This window comes from Waterburya sp., assembly GCF_058530065.1.
This window is the reverse complement of record NZ_JBZNBU010000105.1, coordinates 1-14,107: the sequence shown is the minus strand read 5'-3', so window position 1 is coordinate 14,107 and position 14,107 is coordinate 1. Positions and strand designations below refer to the sequence as shown.

15 protein-coding genes and 1 pseudogene are annotated in these 14,107 nt (G+C 39.0%); 10 read left to right on the top strand and 6 right to left on the bottom strand.

Annotated elements, in window-relative coordinates; translation table 11 throughout:
• Positions 1 to 1,209 (bottom strand): phospholipase D-like domain-containing protein (locus AC33VI_RS06975; protein ID WP_491781543.1); only part of this gene is annotated, 1,209 nt, incomplete at its 3' end.
• Between the two features lie 269 nt (positions 1,210 to 1,478).
• On the opposite strand from AC33VI_RS06975, the gene AC33VI_RS06970 reads away from it, so the two are divergent.
• Positions 1,479 to 1,778 carry a type II toxin-antitoxin system HigB family toxin gene (locus AC33VI_RS06970; RefSeq protein WP_491781542.1) on the top strand — a complete coding sequence of 100 codons (300 nt, stop codon included), beginning with the start codon at positions 1,479 to 1,481 and terminating at the stop codon, positions 1,776 to 1,778.
• Positions 1,762 to 2,181, top strand: coding sequence for a helix-turn-helix domain-containing protein (locus AC33VI_RS06965; RefSeq protein WP_491781541.1), 420 nt, complete (start codon positions 1,762 to 1,764; stop codon positions 2,179 to 2,181). The genes AC33VI_RS06970 and AC33VI_RS06965 overlap by 17 nt, the downstream gene beginning before the upstream one ends.
• Before the next feature lie 25 nt (positions 2,182 to 2,206).
• Here the strand turns inward: AC33VI_RS06965 and AC33VI_RS06960 are convergent.
• From AC33VI_RS06960 to galE, 3 genes and pseudogenes are all read right to left on the bottom strand, one after another.
• Positions 2,207 to 2,374, bottom strand: a pseudogene (locus AC33VI_RS06960) (helix-turn-helix domain-containing transcriptional regulator); the annotation flags it as partial.
• Positions 2,375 to 2,537: 163 nt separating this feature from the next.
• Positions 2,538 to 3,845, bottom strand: a complete 1,308-nt coding sequence (locus tag AC33VI_RS06955; protein ID WP_491781540.1) for a hypothetical protein — start codon at positions 3,843 to 3,845, stop codon at positions 2,538 to 2,540.
• 99 nt (positions 3,846 to 3,944) lie between these two features.
• Positions 3,945 to 4,937 carry a UDP-glucose 4-epimerase GalE gene (gene galE / locus AC33VI_RS06950; RefSeq protein WP_491781539.1) on the bottom strand — a complete coding sequence of 331 codons (993 nt, stop codon included), beginning with the start codon at positions 4,935 to 4,937 and terminating at the stop codon, positions 3,945 to 3,947.
• 463 nt (positions 4,938 to 5,400) lie between these two features.
• On the opposite strand from galE, the gene AC33VI_RS06945 reads away from it, so the two are divergent.
• Entirely contained in the window at positions 5,401 to 6,873 is a 1,473-nt protein-coding gene (locus tag AC33VI_RS06945; protein WP_491781538.1) for a DEAD/DEAH box helicase, read from the top strand.
• Positions 6,870 to 7,376 carry a gluconokinase gene (locus tag AC33VI_RS06940; RefSeq protein ID WP_491781537.1) on the top strand — a complete coding sequence of 169 codons (507 nt, stop codon included), beginning with the start codon at positions 6,870 to 6,872 and terminating at the stop codon, positions 7,374 to 7,376. Before AC33VI_RS06945 ends, AC33VI_RS06940 begins: the two co-directional genes overlap by 4 nt.
• Here AC33VI_RS06940 and AC33VI_RS06935 read toward each other — a convergent pair.
• Complete coding sequence (locus AC33VI_RS06935) at positions 7,365 to 9,161, bottom strand: trypsin-like peptidase domain-containing protein (RefSeq protein ID WP_491781536.1); 1,797 nt, start codon at positions 9,159 to 9,161, stop codon at positions 7,365 to 7,367. The two genes, AC33VI_RS06940 and AC33VI_RS06935, sit on opposite strands and share 12 nt — an antisense overlap.
• Before the next feature lie 153 nt (positions 9,162 to 9,314).
• Here AC33VI_RS06935 and AC33VI_RS06930 point away from each other — a divergent pair, with 153 nt between their 5' ends.
• The 5 genes from AC33VI_RS06930 (at position 9,315) to hisH (ending at position 12,743) form a co-directional block, all read left to right on the top strand.
• Positions 9,315 to 9,593, top strand: a complete 279-nt coding sequence (locus tag AC33VI_RS06930) for a PipX family protein (protein WP_491781535.1) — start codon at positions 9,315 to 9,317, stop codon at positions 9,591 to 9,593.
• Between the two features lie 25 nt (positions 9,594 to 9,618).
• Positions 9,619 to 10,296, top strand: a complete 678-nt coding sequence (locus AC33VI_RS06925; RefSeq protein ID WP_491781534.1) for a YggS family pyridoxal phosphate-dependent enzyme — start codon at positions 9,619 to 9,621, stop codon at positions 10,294 to 10,296.
• A 356-nt stretch (positions 10,297 to 10,652) separates the two neighbouring features.
• Positions 10,653 to 11,213, top strand: coding sequence for a cell division protein SepF (locus tag AC33VI_RS06920; protein ID WP_491781533.1), 561 nt, complete (start codon positions 10,653 to 10,655; stop codon positions 11,211 to 11,213).
• A gap of 40 nt (positions 11,214 to 11,253) precedes the next feature.
• On the top strand, positions 11,254 to 12,060 hold the full coding sequence (gene proC / locus AC33VI_RS06915) for a pyrroline-5-carboxylate reductase (protein WP_491781532.1): 807 nt from the start codon (positions 11,254 to 11,256) through the stop codon (positions 12,058 to 12,060).
• A 62-nt stretch (positions 12,061 to 12,122) separates the two neighbouring features.
• The gene (gene hisH / locus AC33VI_RS06910; protein ID WP_491781531.1) at positions 12,123 to 12,743 is read left to right on the top strand and encodes an imidazole glycerol phosphate synthase subunit HisH; all 621 of its coding nucleotides are present in this window, start codon (positions 12,123 to 12,125) and stop codon (positions 12,741 to 12,743) included.
• A gap of 228 nt (positions 12,744 to 12,971) precedes the next feature.
• Here the strand turns inward: hisH and AC33VI_RS06905 are convergent, their stop codons facing one another.
• Positions 12,972 to 13,199 (bottom strand): hypothetical protein, encoded by a 228-nt coding sequence (locus AC33VI_RS06905; protein WP_491781530.1) that lies wholly within the window; start codon positions 13,197 to 13,199, stop codon positions 12,972 to 12,974.
• Positions 13,200 to 13,238: 39 nt separating this feature from the next.
• Between AC33VI_RS06905 and AC33VI_RS06900 the strand changes: the two genes are divergently transcribed.
• A complete protein-coding gene (locus tag AC33VI_RS06900) occupies positions 13,239 to 13,736 on the top strand; it encodes a helix-turn-helix domain-containing protein (RefSeq protein ID WP_491781529.1) in 498 nt (165 codons plus the stop codon).
• The last annotated feature ends 371 nt before the right edge of the window (positions 13,737 to 14,107 follow it).

Below are 14,107 nucleotides of genomic sequence, written 5' to 3'. Positions count from 1 at the left end.
CGATTCTTCTCCCATTACGATAGGAATTACTTCTGAAGCTCTACGCCAGTTACTCCAGGCATTACCAAAAACGCGATCGCTGCCTCTGCTTAAAATATCGAGCATATCCCAAGCTTCAATAGGATGAAGTTGTACTGGAGTTGCGGTAGCCAAAATCATGCTTTTAGTGCGATCGCTTATTTCATATAGAAATCGCATCAAATTATTAGGATCGGGCGGTTCGTTAGGGCTATTGTCGTTAATTTTCTTTCTTCTGGCTCGATGCGCCTCATCTACAATGACACATTCGTATTTCATGGCTAACAGAAAGTCGATGATTTCCGAACCAGAGGTAATTAAACCTTGTGAGATAATACCAATGCGACGGGGACAGTTTTTGATTGATTCTGCGCCTTTTGAGGGATATTCCAAACCGTTTTCATCGATCCAGCAGCGACCATTCCAAATTGCCGAAGGGATGCCAACTAAATCTTTTAATTCTCCCTGCCACTGCAAGACCAAAGGTTTGGGAGCGATTACCAACACGGGTTTATCTCCATGTAAAGCCATTAGCAGCCCTGAGACGGCAAGCTGTACTGTTTTGCCTAAACCAACTTGATCCGCGAGGATATAACGCGCACCACCTTGAAGATGGTTTTCAAAGGCTTTCTTGATGAAGAACTTTTGATGCGCCCATAAACCCAGTTCTTGTCTGTAGATAGGAGTTTCGACAATTGCCGATGCGGGATCGGGGTTTGGTTCTGCTAACCACTTTTGGCGATCGATTTCTACGCGGTGGGCGATGCGGTTAATGTCTTTGACTACGAAGTCTGCCAAAGGTACGGCTTGGGGGTGATGCCATAAAGCGTCAAATTCTTCCTGCACCCAGATAATCGAATCTTTGCTTTCATCTTCCCAGACCAGTTCGTAATTTAACTTCCAGGCGGTTTTACTTTCATTGGCACTACCTAAAAAACTAGTTTTACTATCGTCAGCGTAGGTTATAACTCCTGCCTTACCGTGTATCAGTCCAAATACCTCATCGGGTAGTACTCGCACCTGCATTTTGCCTTGAGAGAGAAATTTGAATAGTCTAGCAAAACGAGAATGAGACAGTTCTGGTAACTTTTCAGGTTCGCCAGCACACCAAGAACGGCGGATTGCTTGTTGGGCAGCTTTGGCGGTTTCTACATCCTGTAGCGAAAGATCGGAATTACAAACTACTCTAATCGTTCCGTCTAGTTTTTCGAGTGCTTCACCTGCTACTTCTAAAATACTGGAGCGAAAAAAACCAGCAATGCGGTGAGTTACAACGTTTCATTTTTAAAGTCAGAAGTCAAAAGTTAAAAGTTAGAAGCAACAATACATATCACTTTTAGATTACCCAGAGTTAAGATTGAAAATATAGGTTGAACTTGTAGAGATTGACAACGAGTTTTCAATATGCGAACATCATAAATAAGTTTTCAAAATGAAAACCAGGTTCGCGATCTATCTAAATGCACCTAATTTCGGCTGGGAAGCTCAAGAAAGCTGCATCCAAATATCCAGATGTTACCAATACAATTAAGGCATTCTGCAAAACAATCGAGCAAGCACAATGGCAGAGTTTAATTGACGTACAGCAGATTTATCGAGATGCTGAAGCAGTAGGCAACTTTACTGTGTTCAATATTAAGGGGAATAAATATCGCTTGATTCTTGATATAGACTACGAAGAACAGGTTGCTTATTTCAAATATTTTTTGACTCACGCTGAGTACGACAAGGGGAAATGGAAAAATGACTCTTACTATTAATCGAGAAAATTATCTCAAGCTTTTGGATGAAGTAAAGTTAATTCCTAAAGTTATCGAAACAGAAACAGAATACGAACAAAATCTGGCGGTAGCGGAAAAATTGATTGCCAAAAAAAAGCATCGTTCTCCTGAAGAAACTGCTTTGCTTCGCTTGCTCGTAAAGTTGATCGAAGATTACGAAGAAACTAACTACAATCTTAAAGAATGGCAAAATCTTCCACCTCACGAAATTTTGCAGCATCTTCTAGAAGTTAGTCATACTAAACAATCGGATTTAGTAGGAATCGTTAGCCCCTCAAAAGGATTAATTTCAGCAATTGTTAATGGTAAAAGGGCAATTAGTAAAGAGCAAGCCAAAAAGTTGGGGGAATATTTTAAGATTTCTCCAAGTCTGTTTATTTGAAAGTCAGAAGTCAAAAGTTTCTTTAATTCATCATAGGATTACCTTTAGCTGATAGCATTCTGTGCAGACTTTTACTTGGCAAAGAAGTTTGGAGTGCTAGTTCTTCAAACCCGATAGTGGCATTGACTAAATCTCTCAAAATCAACCTTGCTGTTTCTGGTTCGCCGTTGAGAAAAAGAGAGGCTGCTTCATCTCTAGTCACATATAGAGTCAAAGTTCTGTAGGAATTCAATTGTATTTATTTGCTGCTCAAGATTGCTGGATAATTAGCTACTTCTGAGCAATGCTCCCAATCTTGAATCTATGTTTCTTTCGTGCTTAATCTATAGGGCTGCTGAATGTGGGATAAATATAAATTATTCTGCTGTTTTGAGAATTATCGGTTGTTCGAGATCTAAGATTATTTCACAATTAGAAGAGTCAGCAGGTACTTCTTCTAATACATAGTCCGTAACCAAGCTGCTGTCTTGTTGTTTGACTGAGAATGTAATTCTACTATCATTCGATTCTTTTAATTCTTCCAGTTCCTCTATTTTAAGCTTTTGAATAACTGAAAAACTGGGCAATGCAACTAAAGTTTGGATTCTACGATCTACCTCTGACAAAATAACTCTTCTGGATAAAATCCACAAAGTTGCCTGAGGATCTTCAGAGAAACTAAATACTTCTAACCAGTGAGATTTTAAATCTTCAGGTAAATAAATGGGCTTTAAACCTGGTTCAACTGTTAACTCCATTAAAAATAAGGCATCTTCTTCCGTTCGACTGGCAAATTTACCCAGAAAAGTCCTGCCACTAGCAGTTTTTCTGATTTCCCAGTCTTGAAAATTTTCGCTATTATTTAGCTCTAAAAAATCTTCGGAAATATTGATGACAGTTGTACCATCATAAAAAAGGGCTTCCCCTGTAATATCCCTAAATAAGACTCCTTTCCATTGGGGAATATCTGCAATAAAAACAGCTTTTTCTAATAGTTCTGGGACTGCTTCTTCTTCTCCTGAAATAAATTCAGAGTGGATATATTTTTGTTTTCCCCAAGATTTTTTAGGATAACCACTAATAAAAACCCGATTCAACGAAGCACTATAGTTATATTGTCCCCTCCGACATTTTTGCCATAAGCTTATGATGAAATTACAAGGTCGATCGACAAGTTCTGGTAGCTTAATAGGAGGATCGAAATAAGCTGCGGTTTGAGAAAAATTCACCTTCATGATGTAGTCGAGGGCAGGACGATCTATCCACAACCAATCATCTTGACCCAAAACAATCTTCCCGATCCTTCCTTCTTCAGGAGAAAGAGTCATGCGATCAAGCTCGATTTTTTTTCCTTCTTGTTTTAGGATTAATTCTCTGCTGTTTGTCTCATCAAGAGAAATAGTATATTTATGACCTTTTCTCGTCACTATAATTGCTTCATCATAAGTTTCGCTTTCTACTAACATTTGTTCTGCTTGTTCTGCTACATTTTTTTTTTCTGGAAGAGAAATACAATATCCCCTAAAAGATTGGGCAAGAACATTTTGAGAAAAAAATAAAGTTGTGGCGACTGCTCCTATGATTGTAGATAAATTTATTTGCTTAAAGAAATTTTTAATTACAATCTTTCTTAGCCAGGAAGTTGAGGTAGTTAATTGATAATGAGAATAGTTTTTAGCAGACATATATTATTAGGACACAACAATCAATTTGAATGTTTGTAGAATACTCCTCTCAAATAATTATTTATTTAATTATTGTTTTAATCTCTAAAGTAATTTAGATTACACTAAATCTGGTAAGTTTAATTTTTTCTTTTCCCAAGCTAAAGCAGAACTCACAATTTCGTCCAGAGAATTATGTTTTGGTTGCCAGCCAATAATCTCGCGAATTTTGTCTCCTGAAGCTATAACACAAGCAGGATCGCCTTTTCTTCGGGGAGTTTCGAGGATCGTAAAGTCTATTCCTGAAATTTCTTTAATTTTTGCTAAGACTTCTCTGACGCTGTAGCCATTACCGTATCCGCAGTTAAGAATTTGGCTGGTAGATTTTTTGGCTAAATATCTCAAAGCATCTACATGAGCGGTAGCCAAATCTTCTACATGAATATAGTCTCTAATCCCCGTACCATCAGGTGTAGGATAATCAGTCCCAAAAATACTGGCAGAAGGACGAATTCCTAAAGCTGCATCGCAACCGACTTTAATCAAGTGAGCGGCTTTTTTTCCCATCTGACCGATTTTTCCCGAACTATCTGCTCCCGCTACGTTGAAATAGCGCAATATAACATATTTAAGATCTGAAGCAGCAGCATAATCGCGAATAATATTTTCGCTCATTAACTTTGATTTGCCATAAGGATTGATCGGAACGGTAGGAGAAGTTTCTGTGACTGGAGATTCTTTAACTTCACCGTATACTGCTGCGGTACTAGAAAAAACAAATTGATTGACACCATAAGTTTCGCAGCAACGTAATAAATTGACTACATTACAAGTATTGTTGTGGTAATAAAGTAGTGGTTTTTCTAAAGATTCTGGTACGGAAATGCTAGCCGCAAAATGCAATATTGCATCAAATTGATGTTGGGCAAAAACTTTGGCTAAATGTTCGGTATCTTTAAGTTCTCCTCGAACGAGTTCGCCATATAAAACAGCATTGTTTGAGCCTGTAGAAAGGTTGTCATAAACCACAACTTCATAGCCTGCTTCGCCTAATTTTTTGACCGTATGAGAACCAATATAACCCGCGCCACCAGTAACTAAAATTTTGCTCATTGTAATTTTTTCTGAAGATTCTCTAAGTCCAAAATTAATTATAAGTAAATAGTAGCTATTTAAGATAAATATCTCGACAATTATTCTTATAGTATTGTTGATAATAAATATTCGCTACTTATTATTTCTAGTAGCAATTAATTTAAAAATATATTTTCTTTAAAAAAATAATTTCAAATTGGTTTTTATTAACAGTTGTAAAAAAATATTTATTTCAGTTTTACTACATAATTCAAAATTAAAACTTTTATTTTTACAGATTTCTAAAAAAAAAGATTAATTATTAAAAACAAATATCAAAATTAAATTTAAGCATGATTTGATATATAGAACGAAAAATTGATAGGATTTTGAATAAACATAGGTAAAAACAACTTTCATTACCCGCACGGTATTAAAATTTATGGTCGATTTGTCGATCGCCCAATCCCAAAATTCAAAATCTACTATTTAACATTTTCCTATGGCTCGATCGCCTAAATTAAAATTTGACCGTGGAACTTTAATTTTGCATCCTCCCCCAAAAGGCAGGGCTTGGTTAGATTATGCTACTTGGGACGATCGCGTGGAGAAATTTCGCATTCCCGCCCTCTATTATCGTCCTTTAATTGAAGCGTTAAAAGCAGACGATAAAAGCATTATTGACGAAGCAAGAGAATTTTACAACTTAGAACTAAAAGCCGTCAAGCAATACGAACCCTATCCCCATCAAGGAGAAGCCTTGCAAGCCTGGAAGCAATCAGGCAGACAGGGAGTAGTAGTCTTGCCTACCGCTGCGGGAAAAACTTATTTAGCCCAACTAGCGATGGAGGCTACCCCCCGCACTACTTTAATCGTCGTACCTACTTTAGACTTGATGCACCAGTGGTACGCCCAGATAGAAAAAGCCTTTCCCAATACCGAAGTAGGATTGTTAGGGGGAGGTTCGCGCGATCGCACCCCAATTTTGATTGCTACCTACAACAGTGCTGCGATCCATGCGGAAACCCTAGGCAACCGCTACGCCTTGCAAATTTTCGATGAATGTCACCATCTACCCACCGACTTTTTTAAAGTCATTGCCGAATATGCGATCGCCCCCTATCGCCTCGGTTTGACTGCCACCCCCGAACGCAGCGACGGCACTCACCGCCATCTAGATACTTTAATCGGTAAAATTGTTTATCGCAAAACTCCCGAAGAATTATCTGGCAAGACCTTAGCAGGTCATAAGGTAATTCAAATTAGAGTAAAACTATCCGACGAAGAACAAGAAAAATATAATCAAGCGATCGCCACGCGCAATAAATTTTTGCGCGACTCGAATATCTCTTTGGGCAGTTTAGATGGATGGCAGCTATTTGTTAAAGCTAGCGCGCGTTCGCCTCAAGGCAGAAAAGCTATGTTAGCTCATCGGCAGTCAAAAGAAATTTCTCAAGGAACGGATGCCAAATTACGCTTGCTGGTGGACTTGATCGGCAAACATGAGAGAGAAAGGATTCTGATTTTCACCAACGATAATGCCACTGTCTATCGCATTTCCCAGCAATTTCTCATTCCTGCCATAACTTACCAAACCCCAGTTAAAGAAAGGCACACCATTCTTAAGAGTTTTAAAGCGGGAGAATATAAAACCCTCGTCGCTTCCCACGTACTCAACGAAGGGGTGGATGTTCCCGATGCTCGCATTGCGATTATTTTATCGGGTACGGGTTCGACTAGAGAATATATCCAAAGATTGGGTAGAGTATTGCGCAAAGGAAATACCAGCAACAAGCAAGCCATTCTCTACGAAGTAGTTACAGAAAATACTAGCGAAGAAAGAACTTCCGAACGTCGTCGAGGAGAAGCCGAATCTAACTACAGACAGTTAGAATTAGTCCCATTCCCCAAACCTAAGCCCAAACCACAATTTAAAGCAGCAGAGAAACCTCAACCATGGCAAGAGGAAGAATGACAAGTAACATATTTTACATAGTTATGGGAGTATCGGGATCGGGCAAATCAACGGTGGGTAAAATACTGAGCGATCGCCTGAATTGCAATTTTTACGATGCAGATGATTTTCATCCTCCAAGTAATATTGCCAAAATAGATCGAGGTATACCTTTGGGCGATCGCGATCGCCTACCTTGGTTGCAAGAACTACAACAATTAATCGCCAACAAATTAGAAGGGGGAGAATCGGGAGTCTTAGCTTGTTCGGCACTGAAAGAGCAATATCGTTCGATCTTAAAAAATCACGATCCGCGAGTTATCTTTGTCTATCTCCAAGGGGATTATGACTGCATTCGTTCTCGAATCGAACAGCGTCAAGGACATTTCATGAAAGCCGACTTGTTAACCAGTCAATTTGCCGATTTAGAAGAACCAACAAATGCTTTAGTCATCGATGTTTCCTTACCTCCCGAAACCATTATAGAAAGAGTTATAGGTTATTTCCCCCAATCAATTCTCTAATTGCCAGATTTTGAGAGTTTTGTCGCCACTGACGCTAACAATAGTCGAACCGTTAGAACTCAAGGCAACGCTAGAGACTAGATCCTCATGACCTTCTACCACTGCCAAGGGTCGATAGTCTTGTAAACTCCAAACTCTAATCGTTCCGTCGTCATTACCGCTGGCAACTTTAGTACCATCGGGACTGATGGCAACGCTATTGACCCATCCTGAATCTAAATCAAATGTGTGTTTGAGTCTCGAACTTTGACGATCCCAAATTCTTACAGTTTCGTCATCGCTACCGCTAACAATCGTCGAACCATCGGGACTAATTGCTACGGTGGTTACCACATCGGTATGACCCACAAAAGTCTCTTCTAATCTGCCACTATTGAGATCCCAGACTTTAATTGTTTCGTCGCTGCTGCCGCTAATAGCAGTTTGACCGTCAGAACTAATCGCTACGCTGTTAACCCAATCTTCATGTCCTGTAAGGGTCAGAAGGGACTTGCCAGTTGACAAATCCCAAACCCTGATGGTTTCGTCGTCGCTAGCACTGATGGCAGTTTGACCGTCAGAACTCATCGCCACGCTGTTAACTACGTCATTATGACCAGTGAGAGTCTGTCTCGATTCTCCTGTTTGTAAATTCCAAACTTTGAGGGTAGTATCGTCGCTGGCACTAACTAGAGTGTTCCCATCTGCGCTAATCGCCACGCTGTTAACTAGAGTCTTGTGTCCGACTAAAGTTTGCTCCAATTTGCCTGTTTGAGCGTTCCAAACTTTAATCGTATTATCCCAACTACCCGTAACTATCTTAGTGCGATCGTCGCTTAAAACAACGCTGTGAACTATATCTTGATGCCCGACTAAGTCTTGGGCTAGCAAATAACTAGAAGGAAAGCGATCGGAAGGAAGAGCAGCCACCCTAGTTCGATTTGCTTCTGCTTGTTCTTCTCGTTCTGCTATCAATCTTTCTCTTTCGGCTTCTTCTTCTGCTGCTTGAATTTCTTCTGCTTCTTGCGCCCTTTGTCTGGCTTCTTCCGCTGCCAAGCGTTTCTCTTCGGCAATACGTTCTTGTTCTGCTTCGGCTAACTGATTTTCCCGTTCTAGTTCTTCCATTGCAGAAAGAAAAATCTCCATGGGAATACCCCGACTGATATCTCTTCCTGTAGTGGGATCTCGTTCGGTTTCCCCATTAATTGCTACCAATAAACCATCTTCATCGATAACCGCACCACCGCTACTTCCAGGCAAAGTTTGATTGGAATAAACTAAAGCATAGCCTTCTCCTTCTTCAGGATTAATTAAAATATCTTCTCGAATACTTCTCACCTGACCAGAAACTAGATCTAGATCGTTTTGAATGGCAGGAAAACCAGCTACAAATACTGTTTGTAGGGGAACTACTTCTTCAGATCTGCCTAATTCGGCGACTTGATATTCATCGTCACTCTTAAAAGTTAGAATCATCAAATCTAAACCAGGTAGATCTTGCTTCGATTCGACTGGGTGCTTAACACCATCGGGAGTTTGTACGCGATAGACTCCATCTTCCCCCGCAACGTGATAGTTAGTTAGGACGGAATAAACATTGTCTTGATTCTCGATAATTACTCCCGAGCCATTATTGCCCGTTTGAGCTTGAATTACTTTTACCGTAATGTCTCTGGCAATGGTACTAATTTCCCTGGCATTTAGGGCAGCCACAGCTACTTGCTGTATTAAAACTATGGAACTACTAGAGATTGCGATCAGACTGGCGGCATAGCTTCGCAACGCGATTTTTTGCAGAAAATTCATCTTATAAATGTAAATATTAAATTGGGACTTAAATTTATTGAATAAAAAAATTATGGATTATGGAATTAATTATCTTAGTAACATTCATTCTTTGATGAGTGAATAGTATAATCTTTAAAATATTCTATGCGTCTAGCTAAATAAAACTTCAGAGTGAATAATCAACAAAATGAATTCTATCTAAATCATCCTACCTTCGGGCTTCTCTACAGAATATGCTTATTAAAGGACGATCGAGAATTATTTACTACTTTATACGCTCAACGTTTGTTTTTTATCGTCTCCACTGGCGAGAATTCTCTTTCTTTTGACCCCATTAGTAGAACGGATGCTCGTATGTCGATGGAAAGTTTAATGAGACAATTAGTCTTAGAACGAGAAACGGAAAAACATCGCCAACTTCAGGCTATTTATAAGCGTACTTTTTTGTAATTTTTATCTTATCTAAATTAACTTGATGACAGGGTCTATCTCCCAGACAATCAGCTTCATACAGCAGCAAATTCCCGATCGCGTCAAACTAATAGCAGTTACCAAGCAAGTAGCGATCGCATCTATGCGAACTGCCTATGAATCGGGAGTGCGAGACTTTGCTGAAAACCGCCTCCAAGAAGCATTGAGCAAGCAAGAAGCTCTTCAAGATTTAACCGATATTCGTTGGCATTTTATCGGTCATATTCAAAAGAATAAGGCGAGAAAGATTATCGAACATTTTGATTGGATTCATTCTGTGGACAGTTTGGCTTTAGCCAAGAGATTGAATAATTTGGCGGGAGAATTAAATCGTACTCCCCAGGTATTTCTCCAGGTCAAGGTTCTGCCAGATCCTAATAAATATGGTTGGTCTGTGACAGAATTATTCGCTGATTTAGCCGAATTGGATAGCTATAAATTTCTGAAAATTAAGGGATTAATGACAATTTTGCCTCTAGGATTGTCTCCAGAAGAAACCCTCAATGCTTTTCAATCAACTAAATCTTTAGCCACGGCGATCGCGCAAGAAAATTATTCTCATCTGGTTATGGAAGAACTATCGATGGGAATGTCTGGGGATTATTTATTGGCGATCAAAGCAGGGGCAACCATGATTCGTTTGGGTAGGACTATTTTTGGTGAGAGAAAAAAAACTATTTAAAATATATTCTGTGGCGATTTACACATTACCAATGTAAAGTTTTTTAAATAAAAACCAAGAGAATTAAAATTACATAAAGAAACTGATTTTCCCGAACCTCCAATTAGGGGGTAGTTAGAGTAGAATTGAATCGCCAAACAAATATTTCTTGTAAAACAGCCACTTTCTCGAAAATATCGGGGATGAAATTGCCAGTGTTGTCGATCTAAACAATTGAAACTACAAAAAGATAACTCAATAATTAAAGATATCTGAATATTTTCAGTTTTTTATTAGATTTAACCGCCGAGCAATAATTGCAAGAAATATTGAAAACACCAATTAAAGTCGTAAATTAATTAGGAATTGCCAGCAATATGTTAGACACACTAAAAGAATTTTTTGGGATTGAAACTGATTACGATAGCGAAGAAGATGAATATACAGAATACGATCCTCAAGAAGAATCCAGCTATGTTGATTCTCAATCACCAAAAAATCAGCCAGAATTAACTAAAATTCCCTCCGATCGCAACCATCAACCCAGTCGTAAAGAAATGAAAATGAATAATGTAATTGGTATGCCAGGATTAACTAACGGAAATTCTGAAGTGGTAGTTATCGAGCCTCACTCTTTTGAAGAGATGCCTCAAGTAATTATTGCTTTGCGCGAGCGTAAATCCGTAGTACTCAATTTAAACGTAATGAATCCCGATGAAGCCCAAAGAGCGGTAGACTTCATTGCAGGGGGGACTTATGCTATGGATGGTCATCAAGAACGAGTCGGAGAAAGTATTTTCTTGTTTACTCCCAGTTCGGTAAAAGTAAGCAGTCTATCGGGCATTTTAAGAGACGTTCATACTCCCGAACCTCACGTGCGCCGCACCGCACCTACTCCCGATGCTTGGGGACAACAACCCAACGTAGTCGCTCAATAATGTGTTAGGAATAAATGTTCTTGAATAGTATTATTAGGTAATGGAATCTAATAGTATTTGCCTCAGTATCATTGGTGGCGGGGTAATGGCAGAAGCTATTTTATCTCGCCTCCTAGCACAAAATGTATTTGCTGCTAATACCGTGTTAGTCAGCGAACCTAGAGCCGAAAGAAGAGAATATTTAGTCGAACATTATGGAGTCAGAGTTACTCAAGACAATCAGACTGCTATATCGACAGCGGAAATTATATTGCTAGCAGTTAAGCCACAAATCTTCGAGGTGGTGACTGATAATATCGAACCGAATGGCAGCAGCACGGTAATTTCAATCTTGGCGGGAACGACTATCGCTAAATTAGAAACAGCGTTTCCCCAGCAGCCAGTAATTCGAGTCATGCCTAATACTCCCGCTACGGTAGGGCAGGGCATGACAGCGATCGCTCCAGGGACTAAAGCTACAGCAAAGCACTTAGAACAAGCTCGTTCTATTTTTAATGCCGTAGGAGAAGTAGTCGAAGTTTCAGAATCGGCGATGGATGGAGTAACGGGTTTATCTGGTTCGGGACCTGCATTTGTGGCTTTGGCGATCGAAGCCTTGGCAGATGGGGGAGTGGCTTCGGGTTTGCCTAGAGCGATCGCTTTACAGTTGGCGACTCAGACAGTCTTGGGTACTGCTACCTTAGTAAAGGAAACGGGACAACACCCAGGAGTATTAAAGGATCGAGTCACTAGCCCTGGAGGAACTACCATTGCAGGGGTGGCTAAATTAGAAAGTCTTGGTTTTCGTTCGGCTTTGATCGAAGCAGTGAAGACTGCAACTAACAGATCCAAAGAATTAGGCAAATAACCTGTAACCTTGTTTAACCAATAACATATAACCTATAACTTGTAACTCCTTATTTAAAAAGTATGGTTAACGTAGCGGTAATTGATTATGATATGGGCAATTTGCACTCTGCCTGTAAGGGTTTGGAAAAAGCTGGTGCAACACCTAAAATTACTTACGACTCGGAAGAGATTTTAGCCGCTGATGCGGTGGTTTTGCCTGGAGTGGGTGCTTTCGATCCTGCCATGCGCCACATTCGAGAGCGAAATTTAGAACCAGTAATTAAACAAGCGATCGCATCGGGAAAACCTTTTTTGGGTATTTGTGTGGGCTTGCAATTGTTGTTTGAAGGTTCGGAAGAAGGTACGGAAAGGGGTTTGGGAGTTGTCAAAGGTACAGTAAAACGTTTCCAGAAAGAACCCGATATTACTATTCCTCAGATGGGTTGGAATCAATTAGATTTAATTCAAGATCGACTGCCTTTGTGGGAAAATTTACCCGAAAATCCCTATCTTTATTTCGTCCATTCTTTCTATGTCGATCCCGCAGATAAAAATATTAAAGCAGCTACGGTAACTCACGGCACGCAAACAGTTACAGCTGCGATCGCTCGCGATAATTTGATGGCAGTACAGTTTCATCCAGAAAAGTCTTCGGACAATGGATTACAATTATTATCTAATTTTGTCAGTTCGATTAAGTAAAAGCAGTCTGCTTCAATTCATGATTTTTTATTTAAACCCTTCTACCAAATAACTATTCTTACCTCTGTAGCAACGCACATGAGATCGTTAGCATCGATCTCAAATATTTTAAGAAAAATAATAATTCACAATGGTTTAAAGATATATTCAATTACGAATCTTTTATGACACTGCCTAAGGGTTTTGTGACTTTTGTAATCATTATTATGAGGTAATTGTTAAAACAATTTATCTTTTAATCTCAAATTCATAAAGCGGCATAACTGCTCGAAGAGATTCTGCTTGACGGTGTTTTTCTTCATCTGCGTTGGCAAAAGAATTGAGAAAGGCCAAAATGTCACTCTGGGTGATTCCTAGAGGAATACTGTCGTAGTTAAAAACATCCTCTATATTCTGTAAAGCTCCTCTGGTAGGAATTATATCAAATAACTTTAAGTATGCTATAAATACTAGCAAGCGATCGCTAACTAGAAAAAAGCAACAAAAACACTAAAAGTGGCAGGAAAACTTAAAATAGAAATTGTCGAATCGATTGAAACATTATCAAGGTTACTCAAAAAAGAAAGAAATTCTCAGAAGAAAGAAAGAATACAGGCACTTTATTGGATTAAAACTAACCTGGCTGAAACTATTGGACATTTGTCGGCATTGAGTGGAAAACACAGAACTACAGTGTCACCATGGCTAAGTTCATATAGAAAAGGTGGGATTTCAGAAATGCTAGAGATTTATAAATCTTCAGGAAGAAAACCAGAAATTCCTCCAGAAATTCAACAAACTTTGATTAATGAATTAAATGAAAAAGAAGGATTCAGCAGTTATAAAGAAATACAAACCTGGCTATATACAGTTCATGATTTAGATGTTACCTATAAAGTTGTACATGATACAGTACGTTACCGACTTAAAGCCAAACTTAAAGTTCCGCGTCGTACTAACGTCAAAAAAGATACTAAAGCTGAAGCTGAATTTAAAAAAAAATCCCAGAGATAATTAAGAAAGAACTATTATTACATCAAGATAAACGGGATAAATATCAAGAAATTAGGTATTGGGTACAAGACGAGTCCCGATTTGGACTGCACACTATAGAAAGGAAGAAAATAACAAGTAAAGGAGTACAGCCTATTGGAGAACATCAATATAAATATGACTATCTTTGGCTTTATGGCTTAGTAGAACCAATTACTGGGTCAAACTTTTTTGAAGAATGGTCACATTTAAAGGGTCTTGCACGCTTTTGGTGATCCAAGAATCAGGCGATCGCTACTGGCTAAAATGTCAATAAAAGAAGATTTTGTGAGTAAATAGAATGAGAGCTAAAAAAGCGGTTATTTATGTCAGAAAACCAGCCTCTAAACAAT